This window comes from Marinobacter lipolyticus SM19 (assembly GCF_000397065.2).
Classification (GTDB): Bacteria; Pseudomonadota; Gammaproteobacteria; order Pseudomonadales; family Oleiphilaceae; genus Marinobacter; species Marinobacter lipolyticus.
In genome coordinates this window covers 371,081-392,040 of record NZ_KE007326.1, presented here as the reverse complement: position 1 = coordinate 392,040, position 20,960 = coordinate 371,081, and the positions used below count along the sequence as shown (strand labels likewise).

Below are 20,960 nucleotides of genomic sequence, written 5' to 3'. Positions count from 1 at the left end.
ACGAACCGGAGTATCTATGCAGACGCGCAAGCTCGGTAGTACCGATATCAATGTCAGCCTGATTTGCCTCGGCACCATGACCTGGGGCGAGCAGAATACGGAACAGGAAGCGTTCGAACAGCTGGATCTGGCGGTATCAGAAGGCATCAATTTCATTGATGTGGCGGAGATGTACCCGGTGCCGCCACGTGCCGACACCCAGGGGCGGACTGAGCAGTATCTGGGTAACTGGCTGGCTCGCCGCAGCCGCCGGGATGACCTGGTGATCGCGTCCAAGGTAGCGGGGCCGGGTAATGGGCTGAGCTATCTGAGGGATGGGCCTCGCCTGACCCGTGATCATATCCGCCAGGCATGTGATGACAGCCTGAAGCGGCTGCAGACTGATTACATTGATCTCTACCAGGTGCATTGGCCGGACCGGCATACCAACTTTTTTGGCAAGCTGGGTTATGCCCATGACCCGGAGGAGCAGGCGACGCCGATTGAGGAAACCCTTTCGACTCTCGACGAGTTGGTGAAAGAGGGCAAAATCCGTCACATAGGACTGTCCAATGAAACGCCCTGGGGCGCCATGGAATACTTGAGGCTTTCGCGGGAAAGGGGCTGGCCCAGGGCGGTGAGTATCCAGAATCCCTACAATCTGCTGAACCGCTCCTATGAAGTGGGGATGGCGGAAGTGTCGCACCGGGAGCGCGCCGGACTTCTGGCCTATTCGCCCCTGGCGTTTGGCATGTTGTCCGGCAAGTACCTGGATGGGCAGCGACCTCCGAAGTCCCGTCTGACCCTGTTCGAGCGTTTTAGTCGTTATTCTGGCGGTCGGGCCGAGGCAGCGACCCGTGCCTACGTGAACCTGGCCATGGAGTATGACCTGTCACCGGTGCAACTGGCCCTGGCCTGGGTGAACAGCCGGGACTTTGTCGCCAGTAATATCATTGGCGCCACCACCCTGGAGCAGTTGCGGGAAAATATTGGATCGGCCGGTATCACGTTGGATAGTGAAGTCATTGATGCCGTCGAGGTCATACATCAGGAATTCACCTACCCCTGCCCTTGAACGATCTCGCCCGGCCTGACACACGGAAACATTGAGGGATAATATTTTGACATAAAAGGTTTCATTTTGTGACAAAAAATCGGCTACTTTGTGTGCAGATTCACATCTTTCTGGCTCCGAATCATTAGACTTTAGCCTTATACAAACGTAAACTGCTGCTCTAATAAAAAAGGTCGTCAGAAGTATCATGATTATCCGCATTTTTGTCGCGCTGTTAGCTCTCAATATGGTTGCATTCGTCGTCCGTGCCGAGGCCGAGGAACGCGTTATTGCCGATGAAAACGTCGCTGAGGACGTATACGAGCTCCAGGAACGGATGTCAGGTGACTTTGATCGCGATGATGCTGAGGATGCCTGGACCGAAATTGGTTCCCGCCTGCTGAGTCTCAGTCTGTACCGTTCCGAGTCGGGTGGTAAACGCTATGCCTCTGATCGTGCTCGTGCCGACCACGGTGTTGCGCTGCTGGAAGAAGGTGCTGCCCTGAACCTGAAGTGGAATTTCTGACCGCCGCTGTCCTCCTGCACCCTGTTCTGAATTGTCCGTTCCAGTCCCCGAATAATTCGCCAGGCTCATTGCCTGCACACATCTCTCATGTGATGATCCTCTCCGGAACCCTTTACGAAGGCTATGAAGGAGTATGGATATGGTCGCTGACGCCCCGTTAAGACTGAGCGATACCAATGCTTGTGTGGACGTCATTATTGAGCGGGTGGGTAAGGAGATAACCCTTGGATTACCGTTGGGGCTGGGTAAGCCCGTTCGGCTGGTGAATGCCTTGTATCAGCGTGCCAAGGACGATCCTTCTATCAATCTGCATATTGTGACCGCGCTTTCGTTGCTTGCTCCGCAGGGCGGTTCTTCCCTCGAAAAGCGTTTTCTGGGGCCATTCGTTGAACGTCTTTACGGTCGTATCCCGGAGTTGGCCTACGCTCGTGACGTCAGCGCCAATCGCCTGCCGGGCAATGTTCAAGTCTCCGAATTTTTCTTCAAAGCGGGATCGTTTCTTCACAATACCGGCCAGCAGCGCAATTACGTCTGTACCAATTACACCCATGCAGTACGGGATCTGATGGCCCTGGGGGTCAATGTGATCGGGCAGATGGTGGCACCAGGGGATGGCTCGGGCCAGGTCAGCCTTAGCTCCAACCCGGACCTGTCCCTCGATTTGTTGCCTCTCATGCGGGAGCGGGAAGCTGATGGAACGCCGGTAGCCCTCGTAGGTGAGCTCAATGAGCACCTGCCGTTCATGGGGCAGCATGCGGCAATCGGCGAAACTGACTTCGATATTTTACTGGACCACCGCGCCTCCGATTATCCGCTGTTCTCCGCGCCGCAAATGGCGGTGAGTCCGGAGGATCACCTGATCGGTTTTTATGCCAGTGCCCTGCTCAGGGACGGCGGCACCTTGCAGGTGGGAATTGGGTCTCTGGGTGCGGCGCTGGTGCACAGCACTATCCTGAGGCACAAGGACAATGATGACTGGAGGGCGGTGTTCGACCATCTGAAAGTTGAAGGCAAGTTCCCCCTGGTGAATGACGTCGGTGGAGCCGGCCCCTTCCGGCATGGATTATACGGCTGCAGTGAAATGATGGTCGATGGGTTTATATATCTCCTGGAGGCCGGTGTCCTGACTCGTGAGGTATATGACCACGCCGGTCTGCAGACCCTGATCAATAACGGTGATATCGGGCAGGAAGTTTCCCTCGCGACGCTGGACGTGTTGCGTCGGGAAAAACTGATCGATTCCCCGATGCGGGCCCGGGATGTGCGTTGGCTCACCCGCTTTGGTATTTTCCGGGACTCTGTGGAGTTCAAGGGCGGTCGCCTCAGGATAGCGGAGCAATCGCTGGATGCGGATCTGGATAACGCGGACTCCCGGGAGGCCATTCGCACCCTCGCTCTGGGGGACCGGCTGAGCGGCGGCATCGTCATGCATGGTGGCTTCTATGTCGGGCCGGAATCGTTTTATCAGGCGTTGCGGGACTTGTCCGACAAGGACCGCAATCGCATTTGCATGACCAGCGTGAACTACATCAATCATCTCTATGATCACGCCTTTGGTAATCAACGCTTAAAAGCTGCCCAGCGTGTTCACAGTCGGTTTATCAATTCAACGATGATGTACACCCTCAGTGGCGCAGCGGTTTCCGATGGCCTGGAAGACGGTCGTGTGGTCAGTGGTGTGGGTGGACAGTATAACTTTGTTGCCATGGCCCATGAGTTGCCCGGCGCCCGCTCTATTCTGACATTGCGGAGCACCCGCCAGTCCCGCGGTGAGACGGTATCCAATATTGTGTTCAGCTATGGCCATTGCACCATTCCGCGACATCTTCGGGATATTGTGGTGACCGAGTATGGCATTGCTGATCTGCGGGGCCAGTCTGACGAACAGGTCTACCTGAGGCTGATCCGCATTGCCGACTCGCGTTTCCAGCAGGATTTGTTGAAACAGGCCCAGAAGGCAGGCAAGGTGGCGCCGGATTTCACGCTGCCCGCCGACTGGTGCAATAACACGCCGGAGTCCGTGCGTGAGGCGATCAGCAGCAGTGGTAACGACCAATTGTTCCCGGCTTTTCCCTTCGGTCGTGACTTCACCGATGAGGAGCTGACCCTGGGCAAAGCGTTGAAAACCCTGAAGGCCGCAACGTCGACCCGACGTGGTAAACTGGCTACCCTGTGGCGGGCCTTCCGCGAGAAGGATGAGGAAGGTCAATACTCGTCGCTGATACAGCGCATGGGGCTGGAGAATGCCCGGGGGCTGAAGGCCAGGCTGGATCGACGCCTGGTCATCCATGGCTTGCGCATAATTGACACACCATCGAATACGGGAAGCGAAAAGACCTGATGCAAAAACCTGATGTTTTTACCGTTCACTATGTCCTGAAGAACAAGATCGGGGAGCTGGTTGATACGTCGGAGGGCAGTGAACCGCTGCATTTCCTTTACGGCAGTCAGGGGGTGATCACCGGCATTCAGGAGGCGGTAAAGGACCGCAATGCGGGGGATTGTCTGGAAGTGACTGTGCCACCTGCCATGGCCTACGGAGATCACAATCCGGAACTGATTCGTACGGTACCACGCTCCATGTTTGAGGGGGTGGATAATCTTGAAGTCGGTATGAAGTTCCAGACCAACACCGGAGACAGCGCTCAGATCGTGCAGGTGGTGGGTATCGACGGCAATCTGGTGAAGGTCGACGCCAACCATCCGCTGGCGGGTTTTACCCTCTACTTCGATCTGGAGATTGTCGGTCGACGGGAGGCCACGGAAGAAGAAGTGGCGCAGGGGCGTCCGCTATACTGACTGGCGGGTCGGCCGTGCGGTGTCACGCCTGCTGACGCACGGCCTCCTTGCCTTGTTGGTCTTCCTCCATGGCCCTTTCCCGATAGATCTGCTCCACCCCGGCGGCGATCGTTTCCCGTAATTGTTCCGTTGTTTCCGTCAGAGGGCGGTTGGTGTCGACCCGGATGGGCGGGTGAAAGACGATGGTCACATCCACCGCTGGGTGACGAAGCAGTCGCGGCAGGTGGGACTGGAACTCATCATCGCCGATAAACGGTGCCAGGTGGTCGGGTCGTCCATGGCGTGTGTAAGCGATGCTGATGCCTTGCATGGCAACACCGGCATCCGGCGCAGCCTGGAGCAACCGGCTGTGAAACGGAAGCACGGAGAGTCCCGTGCTGGTTGTACCTTCCGGAAAGATCAATACCGATTGCCCACCGCTCAGAGTGGATGTGATTTCCTGCCTGGCTTCCCGGGCCCTGCCGCTGCCGCGGACAATGAACAGGGTGCCTGCCTGTCGCGCAAGCCAACCGATGATTGGCCAGCGGCCAACCTCCGCCTTGGACAGGAACCGAAGAGGCGTGGCTCCGCCGAGGACGGGTATGTCCGACCAGGAGATGTGATTGCTCACCAGCAACACCGGGCCAGAGGCGGGTATGCCTTGCTGACGAACCCGCAGGCCGAGGCAGCGGCTGGCGCCGTGGAAGCAGAAACGGGCGACGGGCGTACGATCAATGGCCCGACGGGTAACGATTTCCACTATTGTGCAGGTGATTGCGATCAGGGCGGTAGCCAGGAGAAAGGCGGAGAACAGTATCAGTCTCAGGATCAGTCGAATCATTCCCACGGCAATCTCCATCCTCAGATCTTGCCCATAAAGTGTCTGCTGTAGCGTGATGCCAGGCGGCTGACTTCCAGCACTACCAGCACGTCGGCGCAGCGAAACTCGGGGTCCCAGCAGGGTTCTCCGCAGACCCGGGCTCCAAGGCGCATATAGGCCTTGATCAGCGCCGGGACGTTCACCGGGGGCTCTTCGGTGACCGGATGGGCCAGGTGGGGCAGCTTCCGTTTCGGAGTCACGCGAAATTCCTCGTCGGACATGAACTCCCGCTGCAGGTAGCGGGCAATGTTCCAGGCTTTCAGCCCGCCGTCCGACATACTGATGCTGGCGCAGCCAATCAGGTAGTCCACCTGGTGCTTGACCAAATACTCTGCCAGAGAGGCCCACAGCAGCGTGATGGTGGCACCGTTGCGGTAATCCGGATGGACGCAGGTTCTGCCCAGTTCAGCCACGGTGCCTGCGAGCTGGTGAAAGGCGTTCAGGTCAAACTCTCCTTCCGAGTAGAAGCCGCCTGCCTTCGCCGCATTACGCTGATGAAGGATGCGGGTGGTGGCGACCAGCTCACCGCTGGATTGGTCGGTGACTATCAGGTGGTCGCACCAGGCGTCGAAACTGTCCGCATCGATACCTGGAGTGGTGGCTCCGAGGTCCGAGTCGTATTCTTCGGAAAACACCCGGTAACGCAGGCGCTGTGCGGCTTCCACGATGGTTGGTTCGGTGGTTATTCCAGCCTTCAACTGTCTGGTGGGGCGGGTGATGCGTGCAGATTGTGCGCTCATAACCTAGTCTCATTGTTGCCGTTTCCAGTCAAGGCTATGAATGCGGTGTGACAGTGGAATGACCGCCCGATGACGGCTTAGTGACAGGCCCATTCAGACAAATCTGGATGTGAAGTATGTCACGAGCTGTAACGAAGTGGCTGTTCCATGTATATTTCTGAATAGCATGTATAATTGCTGTTACAGCAGGTTGCCTGTATTGTCAGGAATGGAATGCTTCTTCTGAAACCGGAATAACAAAACCAGAGATGGACGGCGTGGAACAGACAAACGAAAGTTGGCGAATTCTCATTGTCGAAGATGACGAACGGCTGGCAGAGCTGACTCGGGAATATCTGGAGAGTAACGGTCTGACCGTCTCCCTGGAAACCCATGGTGGTCGCGCAGTCGAGCGTATCCGCAGCGAGCAGCCTGACCTGGTTGTTCTTGATCTCATGTTGCCGGGGGAGGATGGATTGTCCATTTGTCGCCGGGTGAGACCTTTTTTCCAGGGGCCGATCATCATGCTCACAGCCCGTACCGATGACCTTGATCAGGTGCTGGGGCTGGAAATGGGGGCAGACGACTACATTGGCAAACCGGTGCAGCCCAGAGTCTTGCTGGCGAGGATTCGTGCCATGCTGAGGCGGATCACCGAGGGCACCCAGGGCGGGGCTGGAGAGGCCAACGGTGAAGAGCCGGTCCGGCTGCAGTTTAATGATCTGGTGGTGGATCGTTCCATGCGGGAAGCCTGGCTGAGTGATGAGAGTATTGAGTTGACCAGCGCGGAGTTTGATTTGCTCTGGTTGCTGGCCAGCAATGCCGGGCGTGTTCTCAGCCGCGAAGAGATCTTTACCGCCCTGCGGGGAATTGAGTATGACGGTCAGGATCGCTCCATTGATGTGCGGGTGTCACGGATTCGTCCCAAGATTGGTGACGATCCGATACATCCCCGCCGCATCAAGACGGTTCGCAGCAAGGGCTATCTGTTTGTAAAGGAAGCCTGAACCATCAGCCTCTGGCGCTGGTTGTGTCCCTTGTGGGGCAGAGCCAGCGTTCGTTGCCAGGGTTAACGCAATGCCCCTGAAGTTCTTCCTTAAACTCTACGCGCGCCTGATTGGCCTCACCTTTTTGGTTCTTCTGTTGTGCGCAGCCCTGTTCACAGGGATCAATTCGGTTCGCTCACAGTTTTGGAACGAACGCTTTCCTGAGCCGTTAATGCGTTGGCTGGTGGATGCACCAGCTCCTTTCCTGCAGTATCACTGGCTCCAGCCCCTATACGACTTTCAAGTGTCTGCTCCCGGTGATCTGTCACTGTCCAGCGTTACCCTCGAGCGTCTTGGCTATGATCAGGTTGTTGCCAGGAATTCGAGCATCGGTCAGCAGGTCCTGGTTCAGGATGCTGATGGTTCTGTGTTGTCCCTCCGCTTTCGGGACACCTATCGTGACGTGACTGAGGCGATATCGTTGATTGTGCGCCAACATCTTGATCAAGCTGGCCCTGGAGGTCTGGACGAGAGAGTCGCGTGGTTGGAAGAAGCGTTTCGGGTATCCCTGTCACGGGTTGCGAGTCTGGATAGTGTGCCGGATTCCGAGGTGCTGGAGCGTGTGTCGGAGCGGGGCCTGTCGTTATACCAGCAGAACGCCCGCGAGCCTGCCAGTGTACTCATCCGCCTTGAGGACGGCTCCCTGGTTAACCTCACCATGCCGAAACCTTTCGATCCGTGGGCCTGGCCGGTGGTCCTGCTGTTGGCAGTGGTTAGTGGCGGGATATTGGCGCTTGTACTTTACCTGGCATTGCGGGCGGTCGATAACAATCTTCGGGCGGTCGAATCCGTTGCCGTTCGGATTGCCCGGGGAGAAATGGGTGCTCGTGTGGATGCCGGAGACAGTAAGTTGGTATCTCGGCTGGCGGCTGCATTCAATGGTATGGCGGAGCATATCCAGCGGCTGGTAGGGGTTCAGAGGGAGATGATCCATGCAGTATCCCACGAATTGCGTACGCCGGTGGCCCGCATTCGCTTCGGCGTACAGATGATTGAGGGGGCCTCCACGCCAGAAGCCTTGCACAAGCAGTTGGATGGTATTGACGGCGATATCCAGGAGCTGGACGAGCTGATCGATGAGATCCTGACCTACGCCCGCCTGGAGCAGGGCGGCCCGGTATTTGCGTTGCAGGAAGTCTCGGTGACCGACATTGTCCGTCAGGTGGTGGGTGAGCAGCAGTTGATTCGCCCGAATTTGACGATAGTGGCGAGGATAGACGATGAGTCGGAGCGGTGGGGGGTGTCAGATGTAGAGCCGCGCTACATTCACCGGGCGATTCAGAATCTGGTTGGAAATGCTGGTCGGTATGCTAATGGCACGGTGGAGGTATGCTGTCATTTTGATGAGGATAACTGTCGGGTAGATGTCGAAGACGATGGCCCCGGTATTCCGGAAGAGGACTGGGAAAAAGTCTTTACTGCTTTTGCCCGCCTGGACGATAGCCGTACGCGTACCTCTGGTGGTTACGGTCTGGGATTATCCATCGTTCGCCGGATTCTATACTGGCATGGCGGGCAGGCCTTTGTCAGTCGCAGTGATGCACTTGGTGGCGCCAGATTCAGCCTGGTATGGCCCCGAAAGAAACCGGTGGATGCCATAGTGTGAACTGTGTCTCGTTACCTCACCTGATGTAACAATCCGCATACACAACCTTAACTGAATGCCGGCCTTCGCTTGTCCATAATTTGCAGTGTAAGGGATGACTTTTGAGGTTGTAGTTCTTACGAACTTTCCTTGTTTCATTCGTCATTTGAGGGCCGGTTTTTACCGGCCCTTTTTTTTGGTCTACTGTTTTTGGTTTCTTCCTGCCTTCCGCTGTTAGAATCATGAAAAAACAACGGAGTGCCATCCCGATGCCTGACTACCTTCTTGCCATTGACCAGGGAACCACCAGCTCCCGCGCCATCGTGTTCGATGAGACTGGCACCAGCGTTGCCGTCGCGCAGCAGGAGTTTCATCAATACTTTCCCCGGGATGGCTGGGTTGAGCACGATGCTGTGGAAATCTGGGATAGCACACTGACGGTATGTCGCGAAGTGCTGGAGAGGGCAGGAATAGAAGCGGCAGCCCTGGCGGGGATCGGAATTACCAATCAGCGCGAAACGACTATCATCTGGGACCGGGACACCGGCAAGCCTATTCACCATGCAATTGTCTGGCAAGACCGTCGCACTGCTTCAGTCTGCACCAAGTTGAAAACCGACGGCTATGAAAGCTTGGTCGTCGAGCGCACTGGATTGCTGATTGATCCCTACTTTTCCGCCACCAAGATCGCATGGATCCTGGACAACACCGATGGTGCGCGGGCCAGGGCTGAGGCAGGGGAACTGGCATTCGGCACCGTCGACAGCTGGCTGTTGTGGAACCTCACCAGCGGCCGTTCACATCTGACCGATGCCACCAACGCCTCCCGTACAGCGCTGTTCAATATTCATGAGCAGGCCTGGGACGATGAGTTACTCAGGTTGTTCCGCGTGCCAAGGGCATTGCTGCCGGAGGTCCTGGATTGCGCTGCGGACTTTGGAACAACGGATGAAGTGTGCCTGGGGGCGCCGGTGAGGGTTGCAGGTATCGCGGGTGACCAGCATGCCGCGTTGATCGGTCAGGCTTGTTTTGAGCCGGGTATGGCAAAAAGCACCTATGGGACCGGTTGTTTCCTGATGCTCAATACCGGAAAGCAGGCGTTGCGTTCCGAGAACCGCTTGCTGACCACCATGGCTTATCGGCTGGACGGCGTGCCCTGCTATGCCATGGAAGGCAGCATCTTTGTGGCGGGTGCAGCGATGCAGTGGCTGCGTGATGGCCTGAAGCTGATCCGCCATGCCAGCGAATCTGCCGCCTGTGCCGAGCAGGTCGGGGTGGATAACCCGGTGTACCTGGTGCCAGCCTTTACCGGTCTGGGAGCACCGCACTGGGACCCCCACGCTCGAGGTGCGATCATGGGTCTGACCCGGGACACGGGGATCGCCGAGATCGTGACCGCTGGTCTCCAGTCCGTGTGTTACCAGACCAAGGATCTGGTACGTGCCATTCAGAACGATGGCGCCCGTCTGCAGGCGTTGCGGGTTGACGGGGGCATGGCCGTGAACGACTGGGTAATGCAGTTTCTGTCGGATATCCTGAATGTCACGGTCGACCGGCCTCGGGTGACAGAAACCACGGCATTGGGCGCGGCATACCTGGCAGGGCTTCACACCGGCGTTTATAAGAGTCTGGATGAGATTGCACGGTTATGGGAACAGGAGCGGCGATTTGAGCCAGCTATGAAGCCGGCTCTGAGGGAATCGCTATACGCGGGCTGGTTGGATGCGGTGGAGCGGGTTTGCAATAACTGATCGCCGGGGGCGGTCAGGCTGTCCGCTCAAAGGCAATCAGATGGTCAGCTTCCACTCTCACTGGCACATTTTCGCCCAGGTAGAAATCCAGGTGGCTGCGGAACAGGGCTTCGAATTCCGTGTCTTCCGAACAGCGGAAGCGGTACAGGGTTGAGGTGCCCGCAAATGTTTTCTCGACCACCTTGGGTTTGAGGTCGGAATCCGCATCGTACACGATATCGTCCGGTCTGATCAGCACGTCGACCAGGGTGCCCTGGGGCCATTTGTAGGCCCGGTTGCCGTGAATAATCCCCAGCTCCGATTCAATGGTGTCCGGGCCCAGGGCCTTGCCGGGTATGAAGCCCCCCTGACCAACAAAGCCGGCCACAAATCGGTTAGCCGGTTCGTGGTAGAGGTTGTAGGGCACGTCCCACTGTTGAATGCTGCCGTCTTTGAGTACGGCCACCTGGTCGCACATGGCGAAGGCTTCCTGCTGGTCATGGGTGACCAGAATGGCACTGATGCCCAGGGTTTTGAGAATGTCCCTCACATCCAGGCTCAGGCGTCTGCGCAGGTCGGTATCCAGGTTGGAAAAAGGCTCATCCAGCAGGATCAGAGTGGGTTCCGGTGCCAGTGCCCTGGCCAGGGCAACCCGCTGTTGCTGGCCGCCAGACAGCTCGTGAGGGTAATTGTCCGCGAGATCCTGTAGGTGCACCAGGGCCAGCAGTTCCATGACTTTCTGGCGTTTTTCACTGCGGTTCTCTTTGTGCAGACCAAAGCCGACGTTGTCCGCTATGGTCAGGTGCGGAAACAGGGCGTAGTCCTGGAATACCATGCCGATGCGTCGTTTTTCGGGCGCCACCATACGCCCGGGCAGACTGATGGACTGTGATTGCAGTCGGATTTCCCCGGCACTGAGCGGCAGGAATCCCGCCAATGCACGGAGTATGGTGCTTTTACCGCAGCCACTGGGCCCCAGCAGGCAGCCAATGTCGCCGTGGCTCAGCGAAAAGCTGACGTCCTTGACCACCGAGCCATTACCGTACCCGCAGGACAGGTTGTTGACTTCCAGCAGCCAGTCAACGGGGAGGTCCGCGCTTGGGCTCATTCGGTCAGTCCAGTTTGTTGAGGATCAGGAATTCCAGCAGCGCCTTCTGGGCGTGCAGGCGGTTTTCCGCCTCATCCCATACCACCGAACTGGCGTGCTCCATCATATCGGTGGAGATTTCCTCGCCCCGGTGTGCCGGCAGGCAGTGCATGAACAGTGCGTCCTTGTCCGCTACGGACATCAGGTCGGGACTGATCTGGTAGCCCCGGAAGGCTTTCTCGCGAGCTTTCTGCTCATCTTCCTGGCCCATGGAGGCCCATACATCGGTTACCAGCAGGTGCGCACCGCGCGCCGCTTCTGCCGGGTCCCGAATGATGGTTACCCGATCACTGTGTGTCTGCACCAGGGACTCGTTGGGCTCGTAGCCTTCAGGACAGGCAACGCGCAGGTTGAAGCCGAACTGGGTGGCGGCATTGATGTAGGAATGGCACATGTTGTTGCCGTCGCCTACCCAGGTCACCGTGGCACCACGAATGCTGCCCCGGTGTTCACGGTAAGTCTGCATGTCGGCCAATAACTGGCACGGGTGGAAGTCGTCGGTCAGGGCGTTGATGACCGGAACGCGGGACGCACTGGCAAACCGTTCCACCGTATCGTGGGCAAAGGTCCGGATCATCACCGCATCCACCATGCTGGAAATGACAATAGCGGAATCCTCAATCGGTTCGCCCCTGCCTAACTGTGTGTCACGGGGGGACAGGAACAATGCGGCCCCCCCAAGCTGCGTCATCCCGGCCTCGAACGACACCCGGGTGCGAGTGGATGACTTTTCGAAGATCATCGCCAGGACCCGATTCTTCAGGGTGTCCCGAGTAACGCCGCTACGCCATTCATTGCGAAGCTTACTGGCATGGTCCAGCAGGGCTTCAAGCTCGCTGGCTGTCATGTCATTCAATGTCAGAAAGTGTCTTGCTGCCATGTTCTGGACCTTTATCAAACGAAAACCTTGCCGCACCGCAAAACAAAAACACGCCAGATTGCGGAGTAGCCGCACCGGCGGGTGAACGTGACGGGAGTTGCGTTGGCTGCCTGAAAGACAGGGGCTTAAGTCTAGCCCTTCGGACAGGTGAAGACAACGGCGGTGCGGTAGCGGTTGCGCTGGGTCATGCAGGGAGTTTGGTGCCCCCGTTGTGCGACGTGTACAATAAGCGCCAGGTACATTGCCTCCAGGCAATCCCGTTTTCAATCAGAGGTGAGTGTTCATGGACATTAATGAAACCATTAAGAGCCAGCTTGAGGGTAACCCGGTCATTCTGTATATGAAGGGTACTCCGCAGGCTCCCCAGTGCGGTTTCTCTGCAAAAACCGTCCAGGCTTTGATGGCCTGTGGTGAGCGCTTTGCGTTTGTAAACATTCTGGATAATCAGGAATTGCGCGAAGCCCTGAAAGTATACTCCAGCTGGCCGACTTATCCGCAGCTCTATATCAATGGCGAGTTGGTGGGTGGTTGCGACATCATTCTCGAGATGTCAGAGAGCGGTGAACTGGCCAAGGCCGTCAAGGAAGCAGCCAAACAGGCTGAAGCCTGATTCGCTAGTTTTCCAAACGCTCCGGGGAGAACAGTAGTTCAACCCGGTAGCGTTGTTGTCTTCCTTCCTTACCCGGTGGTTCCGGATAGGGGCTGGCTGCCAGCGCCGCCCGGTAAGCCGCACCATCGATAGCCTCCATGCCGCTTGAGCGGTACACGTCTGCCTTGATCAAGGCGCCATTGCTCAACAAATGTAATTCAATCTCCATTGCAACCGGCGCGGTTAAATTCCGCAAAGTCGGGATGCGGCCGTATTTGAGCTCGCGGGCAATGCGGGTGGCGAGACTGATAACATACGCGTCAGATTCTTCAGGTGCTTCTGTTATTTGTGCAATGTCGCGGTGCGACTCGGCTACTGGTGAGCGGGAGGCGGTGCCGGCAGTATTTGATGGCGAAGGAGCGGTCTCTGGAGCGGTCTCGACAGCCTGAGCGGCCTTGATTGCGGGTGGTGCGGGTGTTGGCGTTTGGGAAGGCGAGATTCGGTGTCGCACCTGCGGCGAGTTCACCATCGTCGTGTTGGTGGTCGGCGCTTCAACGCGGGTCTTTTTTTCAGGACTTGCAGTGGCTCTGGGGGCAGCTTCGCTGCCGGCCGGAATCAGTGCGATGGTCATAGTGGGAGTGGGGTGTTCTGTGGGTTCAGACAACAGGGGGATGGCTGACAGGCCAAGTGTATGAAGCAGCAATGCCAGGGATATGGCAAGGGCGATACGATACTGTGCCGGAAGGCTGGTGCTGCTGCCATAGTCCAGCATGGTCTGTCAGGCACTCCTGAAGGGAAAGGGTTGAGGGCCTATCCGGCCCTGTTTCGCAAGTTTCCGACAACGGCATCCAGAGCCCGGTCAATGAGTGCACCCTGTTCCAGTACCGTCATGCGTCCACGTCGCATCTCATGGGCAAGCTCAATGCGACTTTTCTCGATGACCTTGAGCCCCATGCGATTGACGAACACAAAGCAGTCCGCTTCCTCGATGATGGCTGACAGTTTGCAGCGGAAGCTGGCGCCATTGACCAGGTTGAATTCCACCCAGTTGCCGATTTCAATGTTGTCAATCTGGGCTACGTACTCGGCGACGGCCGCTTCTTCAAGCTCCTGTTGCCGCTCTATGGCGGTTGGTGGCGTTTGTTCCGGCTCCCCTGAGTATGCGTCAGGCATGTCTTCAAAGGCTTCCGCCTGCGCATTGGCCCTGAACGCTTCCGTCAGCTCGTGTTTGAGTTCGCCCATCATTTCATCGAGCTTTGAGGAATTGTAGGAAACCTCTTCCAGCCCGGCGCGAAGCGACTTTATCAGTCCGGGTACGACCCGAACCCACTGGTCCCGTTCGTCGTCTTCCAGGTGAGGGTGCAGGCACCAGATCAGATCGTCCACTACCCTGACGGATTCGAGCCAGCGATGCTCAACGTCATCGCGAAGATAGGCCAGGAACATAACCCGGCTCCAGCCGTTAACCAGAATATTGTGAATCGAATCCGGGAGGTGATAGCGCGCCACTTTTTCCCGAAGGACTCGGTCCACGGTTTCCTGAGCCTTCTGGGACTTGATGCGGCCACGCTCCGATTCTCGGGTCCTCTGCTCAACCAGGGAGGCTTTGCGGTTTTCCCTGGCGAGGTATTGGTCAAATTCGTCACTGAGCTTTTCAAACAAGGACACATCACCATCAAACTCGTTCAGTATGTGTTGCACGATGCTGTGGATCTTGTCGTAGAGTTTGTCGCGGGTTTTCTCGTCGCTGTCGCTCCAGCCAATACCCGCACGAGCCAGTGAATTCAGCAGTCGACGTGCCGGGTGCGTTGCCTTGCTGAAGAAACTCTTGTCCTTGATGACCACTTTGAGTATCGGAATCTGCAAGCGGCTGATCAATACCTGGATCGGCGCAGACAGGTTGTAGTCGTCAAGGATGAACTCAAAGAGCATGGAGACGAGGTTGATCAGGTCCTCATCCAGTTCATTCAGCGCGGGCTTTTTGCCGTCCTCGGCGGCATTGCGGGCCAGCAGTTGTTCCACCACCTGCCGTAAATCCACCGTTACCGGCTCGCCAGCGCTCAGATTGTCGGAGTGGGAGGCTGCCAGTTGCTGGGGAAGGGCGCTTAGTAAGCCGATGAGCTCTGCGCCGCCGATTACGTGAATATTGGGGTCTGACGTGCGCGGTGGAATACCGGCATTGGCCCTCTGCAGTGCCAGCATCTGCCGGATCTGGTCGAAAACCGCGCTGTCACCGGCCTGAATGGAATCCTGAGAAGGTTCGCTGACTGCGCTTTCTGAGGATGTTTGCTTGCCGGCCTTGTCCTTGGCGTCCTTATGTTGCTGGCCCGCTTTGCCGTGGTAGCGGAAATTGGGTATGACGCCGGCCTGAATCAGTATCCGGTTGGCTTCGTCCAGTAACATGCCAAGGTTGGACACGACATAGCGATCAAACTGCTTTAGCAGGATGAGTCGCTCCCGAATCTGGATCTCCAGGGCCTGTATGGCTTCAGTAAAGGCGCTGCACAGGTGTTCCGGAGCCATCGGGTTGACCGGCAATTCTTCACTGGCCTCGGGATAGACAACGCTGAAGCGGGTCTGAAGTTGGTGCAGTGGCCCCTGGAAGTGTGCCTTGGCCTTGGTGATCATGGCATTCAGTGCGACTTGCTCTTCCAGGTCATCATTGCCTACCAGCGAAAGACTGTCCGCTGAAGGTTGTGTGGCCTGGCTGTCATCGCTGAAAACACTGCCGCTGCGGGGCGGATTGGCAAAGTTCTGCGCTACGGCATTCTGGAAATGTCGTTCCACGCCTTTGCGCTTGATGCGGATTTCGCGCATCGCTTCAAAATATCGGTTTTGTTCGTTGTTGCTTCGGGCGTTGTTGGCCAGCTCGAACAACGAGTCATCGACCGCGTCAAAGGCACCCTGTAACAGGTCCCCCAGTCCGGCTACAACGGTGTCGCGGATTCTGGTTACCTCTGCAGGTACAGGGCGGGAGCTGCCCGCCTCTCTATGCTCGCGGAGATAATGTATGCCGGACTGCTTGTTCATGGCCGACTCCTGTTTGCGCCTCAACCGGATACATGACCGAGCTTAATGATTAAGTTTCTCGTTATCGGTTAAATCTACCGCATTTTTGCGTGTCGTAACATGACTAAATGATAACAGGCACATGTTGACATAATATTTCAGGGCACCCTGAAGAGTGCCCCATTTATGATTTTTGGCATACATCGTGTTGTGCGGTCAGTTCAGTGGATGTATACCGGCCCAATGCCAACGCTCCAGATCACTACACTGATTGCAAGCAGGGCCACCAGCATGACCAGTCCGACGGTCAATACCGAGGATGCGAACATGAAGCCTCTGTCTTCCGGAATCTTCATCAGGATCGGAAGGCCCTCATAGAGCAGGTATACAGCGTACGTCACGGCTACCAGCCCGACAGCCATATTCACCCAGATATTGGGGTAGGCGGCAAAGACACCGAGCAGGAACATCGGAGTTGCTGTGTAGGCTGCCAGGGTCACGCCACGAGGAGTGCGATCCTTGACTTCGTAGGTTGCGGCAAAGAAATCGATAAATTTGCCGAGTACATAGATGCCTGCCAGCATGGCCGCATAAAACAGAGCGGACAGTTGCAGGCCGCTGGTGACTGTCAAGCGGGTAACGGCGCCGTCTCCAATCTGCCAGCCGACCTGTGTGGTGCCGACAAAACCGGCTACGGCGGGGATCAGGGCCAGAATGAGAATGTGACCGATATACAGTTTGCTAACAGATTCGGAATCCTGGCGGATAGACTCCCATTCGCGATCGGGGTGAGTGAGCAGGCCAACGGTATGTGTCAGGCTCATGGACAGACTCCTAGTGGTTGTTGTTATGTCGCACGCCTAATCAGTCTTGGTGGAATACGTGCGGTGGTCAAGGAGTCGGTTAAATTTTGATCTTCTAACCCGGGGTCAGCTATAACGGTATGATCTAAGGGGCTTGGTGGCTCAGCTTTGAAGATCAGAGCAGGGAGCGCTTCTTTCTGCGGCCGGGGTGGACAATGGCAGCTTTGACTACATTGTCCTTGATCTGCAGAACCTCGACACGATGGCCTGCTACTTTCAGGCAGACATTGGTTTCGGGAATGTTCTCCAGGGTTTCTGTGATCAGGCCATTGAGGGTTTTGGGGCCGTCCGTGGGCATTTTCCAGCCCAGGGTTTTGTTGATGGCCCTGAGAGAGGTCGCGCCATCAATAATGAAGGTACCGTTGTCCTGGGGAATGATGTCGGGGCTGGTCGCTGAATAATCGGTGGTGAACTCACCTATAATCTCTTCGAGAATGTCTTCTAGCGTGGCCAGTCCGAGTACGTCTCCATATTCATCCACGACGATCCCGAAGCGACGCTTTCCTTTCTGGAAGTTGATCAATTGGGTGTTTAGCGGTGTGCTCTCGGGGATAAAGTAAGGCTCGCGGCACAGCTGCATGATCATGGCCTTGTTAATGTCCTCCTGGAGCAGCAGTTTTGAAGCGCTGCGCAGGTGCAGAATGCCCTGAATGTTGTTGATGTCACCTTTGTAGACTGGCAAGCGGGTGTGCTGGCTGCTGCGAAGCTGTCGCAGGATCGTCTCCATCTCATCGTCCAGGTCAATTCCGACAACATCGTTCCTGGGAACCATGATGTCGTTTACCGTCACGTTTTCCAGGTCCAGGATACCGACCAGCATGTCTTTGTGTTTGGCGGGAATAAGCGCACCGGCTTCGTTCACCACTGTACGGAGCTCTTCCCGACTCAGATGGTCGTTGGCGGCATCCTCCGGTGAGATGCGGAGGATTTTCAGGATGGCACCGGTAAAAAGGTTAACTGCCCACACCAGCGGGTAAAGTGCCTTGAGCAACGGTCCCAGTATGTGGCTGGCGGGAAAAGCGATCTTCTCGGGGAATAGTGCAGCAAGCGTTTTCGGGGTCACCTCGGCGAATATCAGGATGACCAGTGTCAGCAGTATGGTGGCAATCGCAATCCCCGCATCGCCCCAGATTCGGATGGCGATGACGGTGGCGATAGCGGAGGCCAGGATGTTGACAAAGTTGTTGCCAATGAGGATGACGCCAATTAACTGGTCGGTTCTCTGGAGAAGTCCCTGAGCACGTTTGGCGCCCTTGTGGCCGGTTTTGGCCATATGCTTCAACCGGTACCGGTTAAGGGACATCATTCCGGTTTCGGAGCTGGAGAAAAAAGCTGACAGAACGATGAGCCCGACCAATACGCTAGAGAGTACGGTGAGAGAGGTTTCATTCATCGGTGGAATACCAGCTCAAGTACAAATTTGCTGCCGTAAAAGGCCAGCATCAGTAGTGCGCAGCCCGCGAGAGTCCAGCGGCTGGCAGTGATGCCTCGCCACCCTTTGGTGTATCGGCCGATCAGCAGGGCGACGAAAACCACCAGCGATAGCAGTGAGAAAAGGGTTTTATGGGCAAGATCCTGGGCAAACAGGTCTTTCACGAACAGTGCGCCGGTAACGATGGCCAGGATCAGCATGATCACACCGGCCCAGACCATCTCGAACAACAGGGATTCCATGGTCTGAAGAGGTGGCAGGTTGCGAACCAGCAGGCTGTTGTAGTTTCGCTTGAGCTGGCGATTCTGGAAGTAAAGCAGTGTGGCCTGAATGGCGGCGAGGGTGAACAGGCTGTAGGCTGTCACTGACAGTGCAATGTGAGACAGCATGCCGTAGCTGTCTTCCGGCACCAGGCGGGAAGGCGTATGGGTGATCAGTGACAGAATGATCGTAAGCCCGGCTAGCGGGTAGGCGCCCAGAAACAGGCTCTGTACTGGCTTGCGAAGGCTGAGTCCGAGGAGTAGAAAGACAATCAGCCAGGAAATCAGTACGGAGCTCTGGAAGAAGCTGAAATCGAAACTGTCTTCCTGGTATACCGTCTGGCCAAGCAGTAAGCCGTGCCCCGTCAGTGCCAATAGCCCAATCAGCATGGTAATGGCAGCATTGGTGTGCACTCGCCCCCTGAAGCTGAGTGCTTGCAGGGCAGTACCGATGCTATACAGAAAAAGAGAGGTGACCGCGAGAATCAGCGTTCCCATGACTTCCTTTAACCACTGTCTGACTGGGGATCGGTGCGGATAGTCACCGATTTGACCGGGTTGGTCGTTTCAGGGCGATAGTCTGGTTATAATGTCGCGATTATGCAACAGGAATCAAGGAGCCGGGTTCCGGCTTTGTGGTTTGTGCACTCAATTTATCCGGGGTACGGAAGAGCAACATGTTTGAAAACCTCCAAGACCGACTTTCCGGTAGCCTGCGCAAGATTTCCGGCCAGGCGCGGCTTACCGATGACAATATCAAGGACACGCTGCGCGAAGTGCGAATGGCGCTGCTGGAGGCGGACGTTGCCCTGCCGGTAGTCAAGGACTTTATCGAGGGTGTCCGCCAGCGGGCCGTTGGCCAGGAAGTGCAACGCAGCCTTACACCGGGGCAGGTGTTTGTAAAGGTCGTCCAGCAAGAGCTTGAGAGGGTCATGGGCGAGGGTAATGAATCCCTCAACCTGGCCGTCCAACCTCCGGCAGTGATCATGATGGCGGGTCTGCAAGGTGCGGGTAAGACCACGACCGTCGCCAAGCTGTCCCGCTTGCTGAAAGACCGTCAGAAAAAGTCGGTGATGGTGGTCAGTGCCGACATCTATCGTCCAGCCGCGATCCGGCAGTTGGAAACCCTGGCGGGTGAAGTCGGGGTGGAATTCTTCCCCAGCTCGTCGGATCAGGATCCGGTGGACATTGCCGAGGGCGCGATTGCAGCAGCCCGGAAAAAGCATATTGATGTGGTGATTCTGGATACCGCCGGTCGTCTGCATGTGGATGAGCAGATGATGGGTGAGATCGGTCGCTTGCATAAGGCGGTCAATCCGGTCGAAACCCTGTTCGTGGTTGATGCCATGACTGGTCAGGATGCGGCCAATACAGCCAAGGCTTTTAATGATGCCCTGCCGCTGACCGGTGTGATACTGACCAAGACCGATGGTGATGCCCGCGGCGGTGCGGCACTTTCTGTGCGCCACATCACCGGAAAGCCCATCAAGTTCCTTGGTATCGGTGAGAAATCCGATGCCCTGGAACCCTTCCACCCGGATCGGGTGGCCTCGCGGATTCTGGGTATGGGGGATGTGCTCTCCCTTATAGAAGAAGCCGAGCGCAAGCTGGACCAGAAGAAAGCCCAGAAACTGACCAGGAAGATCAAGAAGGGCAAGGGGTTCGACCTTGAGGACTTCCGTGATCAGTTGCAGCAGATGAAAAGCATGGGTGGTGTTGCCGGGTTGATGGACAAGCTGCCGGGTATGGGGCAGATGGCGCAAATGGCCCAGCAGCAGGTGAATGACAAGTCCATGGGGCAGATGGAGGCCATCATTTGCTCCATGACGCCGAAAGAGCGTCGTTACCCGGATGTCATCAACAACTCCCGTAAGCGCCGTATAGCGACCGGGTCCGGCACCCAGATCCAGGATGTGAACCGTCTGCTCAAGCAGCACAAGCAGATGCAGAAAATGATGAAGAAGTTCGGTAAAAAAGGCGGTATGGCCAATATGATGCGGGGCCTTGGCGGTATGATGCCGCCCGGTGGAGGCGGCGGTGGTATGCCGCCATTTGGCCGTATGTAGAAAGCCGTACACAGAAAACCGGGTTTCACTGTGTTTCCCTGTTTTCATTGGCGCTTTTTTAGCATAGAATAGCGCCCCTTTCGAGTATGGGTCTTCACGCCGGCCATTGTCTGGCGGGTGTGAATCGTACAAAGTTCGTACAACAGAACAGGATATTGGTTAAATGGTAACAATCCGTTTGGCTCGCGGCGGCTCAAAGAAGCGCCCGTTCTATCACCTGACAGTCACCGACAGCCGCAAATCCCGCGACGGTCGTTTTATTGAGCGTGTCGGCTTTTTCAACCCGGTTGCCCGTGGTCAGGAAGAGCGTCTGCGCGTTGATCGTGATCGTGTTGAGTTCTGGCTGGGCCAGGGTGCTCAGGCCACTGATCGCGTTGCCCAGCTGCTGAAAGGCGCTGAGTAATTACGCTTTAATAC

Annotated in this window: 19 protein-coding genes; 10 read left to right on the top strand and 9 right to left on the bottom strand. The window is 56.6% G+C overall.

The genetic code is table 11. The features are described from left to right. The first annotated feature begins 16 nt into the window (after positions 1 to 16). The 4 genes from MARLIPOL_RS13900 to MARLIPOL_RS13885 all read left to right on the top strand — a co-directional run bounded on the left by MARLIPOL_RS13900 (position 17) and on the right by MARLIPOL_RS13885 (position 4,358). On the top strand, positions 17 to 1,054 hold the full coding sequence (locus MARLIPOL_RS13900) for an NADP(H)-dependent aldo-keto reductase (RefSeq protein WP_012138847.1): 1,038 nt from the start codon (positions 17 to 19) through the stop codon (positions 1,052 to 1,054). 187 nt (positions 1,055 to 1,241) lie between these two features. After that, a complete protein-coding gene (locus tag MARLIPOL_RS13895) occupies positions 1,242 to 1,559 on the top strand; it encodes a hypothetical protein (RefSeq protein ID WP_012138846.1) in 318 nt (105 codons plus the stop codon). A gap of 139 nt (positions 1,560 to 1,698) precedes the next feature. Further along, on the top strand, positions 1,699 to 3,900 hold the full coding sequence (locus MARLIPOL_RS13890; RefSeq protein WP_012138845.1) for an acetyl-CoA hydrolase/transferase C-terminal domain-containing protein: 2,202 nt from the start codon (positions 1,699 to 1,701) through the stop codon (positions 3,898 to 3,900). Beyond that, a complete protein-coding gene (locus MARLIPOL_RS13885; protein WP_012138844.1) occupies positions 3,900 to 4,358 on the top strand; it encodes an FKBP-type peptidyl-prolyl cis-trans isomerase in 459 nt (152 codons plus the stop codon). The genes MARLIPOL_RS13890 and MARLIPOL_RS13885 overlap by 1 nt, the downstream gene beginning before the upstream one ends. A 22-nt stretch (positions 4,359 to 4,380) precedes the next feature. Here MARLIPOL_RS13885 and MARLIPOL_RS13880 read toward each other — a convergent pair whose 3' ends face one another. Then, positions 4,381 to 5,178: a lysophospholipid acyltransferase family protein gene (locus tag MARLIPOL_RS13880; RefSeq protein ID WP_036191883.1), complete on the bottom strand. Its 798-nt coding sequence runs from the start codon at positions 5,176 to 5,178 to the stop codon at positions 4,381 to 4,383. A gap of 20 nt (positions 5,179 to 5,198) precedes the next feature. Beyond that, positions 5,199 to 5,957 carry a GNAT family N-acetyltransferase gene (locus tag MARLIPOL_RS13875; protein ID WP_012138842.1) on the bottom strand — a complete coding sequence of 253 codons (759 nt, stop codon included), beginning with the start codon at positions 5,955 to 5,957 and terminating at the stop codon, positions 5,199 to 5,201. A 248-nt stretch (positions 5,958 to 6,205) separates the two neighbouring features. Here MARLIPOL_RS13875 and MARLIPOL_RS13870 point away from each other — a divergent pair, with 248 nt between their 5' ends. From MARLIPOL_RS13870 to glpK, 3 genes are all read left to right on the top strand, one after another. Next, positions 6,206 to 6,943, top strand: a complete 738-nt coding sequence (locus tag MARLIPOL_RS13870; protein WP_036191697.1) for a response regulator — start codon at positions 6,206 to 6,208, stop codon at positions 6,941 to 6,943. A gap of 70 nt (positions 6,944 to 7,013) precedes the next feature. Beyond that, positions 7,014 to 8,588: an ATP-binding protein gene (locus tag MARLIPOL_RS13865; RefSeq protein WP_012138840.1), complete on the top strand. Its 1,575-nt coding sequence runs from the start codon at positions 7,014 to 7,016 to the stop codon at positions 8,586 to 8,588. A 248-nt stretch (positions 8,589 to 8,836) separates the two neighbouring features. Then, on the top strand, positions 8,837 to 10,318 hold the full coding sequence (gene glpK, locus MARLIPOL_RS13860; protein WP_012138839.1) for a glycerol kinase GlpK: 1,482 nt from the start codon (positions 8,837 to 8,839) through the stop codon (positions 10,316 to 10,318). 13 nt (positions 10,319 to 10,331) lie between these two features. Here glpK and MARLIPOL_RS13855 read toward each other — a convergent pair whose 3' ends face one another. Beyond that, positions 10,332 to 11,405 (bottom strand): ABC transporter ATP-binding protein, encoded by a 1,074-nt coding sequence (locus MARLIPOL_RS13855; RefSeq protein ID WP_012138837.1) that lies wholly within the window; start codon positions 11,403 to 11,405, stop codon positions 10,332 to 10,334. A 4-nt stretch (positions 11,406 to 11,409) separates the two neighbouring features. Then, positions 11,410 to 12,324: an ornithine carbamoyltransferase gene (gene argF / locus MARLIPOL_RS13850; RefSeq protein ID WP_012138836.1), complete on the bottom strand. Its 915-nt coding sequence runs from the start codon at positions 12,322 to 12,324 to the stop codon at positions 11,410 to 11,412. A gap of 283 nt (positions 12,325 to 12,607) precedes the next feature. Between argF and grxD the strand changes: the two genes are divergently transcribed. Continuing rightward, on the top strand, positions 12,608 to 12,934 hold the full coding sequence (gene grxD, locus MARLIPOL_RS13845) for a Grx4 family monothiol glutaredoxin (protein WP_012138835.1): 327 nt from the start codon (positions 12,608 to 12,610) through the stop codon (positions 12,932 to 12,934). A gap of 4 nt (positions 12,935 to 12,938) precedes the next feature. On the opposite strand, the gene MARLIPOL_RS13840 is transcribed toward grxD, so the two are convergent. The 5 genes from MARLIPOL_RS13840 to MARLIPOL_RS13820 all read right to left on the bottom strand — a co-directional run bounded on the left by MARLIPOL_RS13840 (position 12,939) and on the right by MARLIPOL_RS13820 (position 18,975). Next, the gene (locus tag MARLIPOL_RS13840; RefSeq protein ID WP_012138834.1) at positions 12,939 to 13,685 is read right to left on the bottom strand and encodes a TonB family protein; all 747 of its coding nucleotides are present in this window, start codon (positions 13,683 to 13,685) and stop codon (positions 12,939 to 12,941) included. A gap of 38 nt (positions 13,686 to 13,723) precedes the next feature. Next, a complete protein-coding gene (locus MARLIPOL_RS13835; RefSeq protein WP_012138833.1) occupies positions 13,724 to 15,943 on the bottom strand; it encodes a DUF1631 domain-containing protein in 2,220 nt (739 codons plus the stop codon). A gap of 200 nt (positions 15,944 to 16,143) precedes the next feature. Then, positions 16,144 to 16,746 carry a Yip1 family protein gene (locus MARLIPOL_RS13830; RefSeq protein ID WP_012138832.1) on the bottom strand — a complete coding sequence of 201 codons (603 nt, stop codon included), beginning with the start codon at positions 16,744 to 16,746 and terminating at the stop codon, positions 16,144 to 16,146. Positions 16,747 to 16,900: 154 nt separating this feature from the next. Continuing rightward, positions 16,901 to 18,178 carry an HlyC/CorC family transporter gene (locus MARLIPOL_RS13825; protein WP_012138831.1) on the bottom strand — a complete coding sequence of 426 codons (1,278 nt, stop codon included), beginning with the start codon at positions 18,176 to 18,178 and terminating at the stop codon, positions 16,901 to 16,903. Next, the gene (locus tag MARLIPOL_RS13820; protein WP_012138830.1) at positions 18,175 to 18,975 is read right to left on the bottom strand and encodes a cytochrome C assembly family protein; all 801 of its coding nucleotides are present in this window, start codon (positions 18,973 to 18,975) and stop codon (positions 18,175 to 18,177) included. The genes MARLIPOL_RS13825 and MARLIPOL_RS13820 overlap by 4 nt, the downstream gene beginning before the upstream one ends. Before the next feature lie 179 nt (positions 18,976 to 19,154). Between MARLIPOL_RS13820 and ffh the strand changes: the two genes are divergently transcribed. Beyond that, on the top strand, positions 19,155 to 20,543 hold the full coding sequence (gene ffh / locus MARLIPOL_RS13815) for a signal recognition particle protein (protein WP_012138829.1): 1,389 nt from the start codon (positions 19,155 to 19,157) through the stop codon (positions 20,541 to 20,543). 163 nt (positions 20,544 to 20,706) lie between these two features. Beyond that, complete coding sequence (rpsP, locus tag MARLIPOL_RS13810) at positions 20,707 to 20,946, top strand: 30S ribosomal protein S16 (protein WP_012138828.1); 240 nt, start codon at positions 20,707 to 20,709, stop codon at positions 20,944 to 20,946. Positions 20,947 to 20,960 lie beyond the last annotated feature (14 nt).

Excerpts from the sequence above, each read along its gene's own strand:
- ffh (WP_012138829.1), top strand. The coding sequence starts at position 19,155 with ATGTTTGAAAACCTCCAAGACCGACTTTCCGGTAGCCTGCGCAAGATT.
- MARLIPOL_RS13885 (WP_012138844.1), top strand. The coding sequence starts at position 3,900 with ATGCAAAAACCTGATGTTTTTACCGTTCACTATGTCCTGAAGAACAAG.
- MARLIPOL_RS13855 (WP_012138837.1), bottom strand. The coding sequence starts at position 11,405 with ATGAGCCCAAGCGCGGACCTCCCCGTTGACTGGCTGCTGGAAGTCAAC.
- MARLIPOL_RS13830 (WP_012138832.1), bottom strand. The coding sequence starts at position 16,746 with ATGAGCCTGACACATACCGTTGGCCTGCTCACTCACCCCGATCGCGAA.
- MARLIPOL_RS13895 (WP_012138846.1), top strand. The coding sequence starts at position 1,242 with ATGATTATCCGCATTTTTGTCGCGCTGTTAGCTCTCAATATGGTTGCA.
- MARLIPOL_RS13825 (WP_012138831.1), bottom strand. The coding sequence starts at position 18,178 with ATGAATGAAACCTCTCTCACCGTACTCTCTAGCGTATTGGTCGGGCTC.
- MARLIPOL_RS13890 (WP_012138845.1), top strand. The coding sequence starts at position 1,699 with ATGGTCGCTGACGCCCCGTTAAGACTGAGCGATACCAATGCTTGTGTG.
- glpK (WP_012138839.1), top strand. The coding sequence starts at position 8,837 with ATGCCTGACTACCTTCTTGCCATTGACCAGGGAACCACCAGCTCCCGC.
- rpsP (WP_012138828.1), top strand. The coding sequence starts at position 20,707 with ATGGTAACAATCCGTTTGGCTCGCGGCGGCTCAAAGAAGCGCCCGTTC.
- argF (WP_012138836.1), bottom strand. The coding sequence starts at position 12,324 with ATGGCAGCAAGACACTTTCTGACATTGAATGACATGACAGCCAGCGAG.
- MARLIPOL_RS13865 (WP_012138840.1), top strand. The coding sequence starts at position 7,014 with ATGCCCCTGAAGTTCTTCCTTAAACTCTACGCGCGCCTGATTGGCCTC.
- grxD (WP_012138835.1), top strand. The coding sequence starts at position 12,608 with ATGGACATTAATGAAACCATTAAGAGCCAGCTTGAGGGTAACCCGGTC.
- MARLIPOL_RS13880 (WP_036191883.1), bottom strand. The coding sequence starts at position 5,178 with ATGATTCGACTGATCCTGAGACTGATACTGTTCTCCGCCTTTCTCCTG.
- MARLIPOL_RS13875 (WP_012138842.1), bottom strand. The coding sequence starts at position 5,957 with ATGAGCGCACAATCTGCACGCATCACCCGCCCCACCAGACAGTTGAAG.
- MARLIPOL_RS13900 (WP_012138847.1), top strand. The coding sequence starts at position 17 with ATGCAGACGCGCAAGCTCGGTAGTACCGATATCAATGTCAGCCTGATT.
- MARLIPOL_RS13840 (WP_012138834.1), bottom strand. The coding sequence starts at position 13,685 with ATGCTGGACTATGGCAGCAGCACCAGCCTTCCGGCACAGTATCGTATC.
- MARLIPOL_RS13835 (WP_012138833.1), bottom strand. The coding sequence starts at position 15,943 with ATGAACAAGCAGTCCGGCATACATTATCTCCGCGAGCATAGAGAGGCG.
- MARLIPOL_RS13820 (WP_012138830.1), bottom strand. The coding sequence starts at position 18,975 with ATGGGAACGCTGATTCTCGCGGTCACCTCTCTTTTTCTGTATAGCATC.
- MARLIPOL_RS13870 (WP_036191697.1), top strand. The coding sequence starts at position 6,206 with ATGGACGGCGTGGAACAGACAAACGAAAGTTGGCGAATTCTCATTGTC.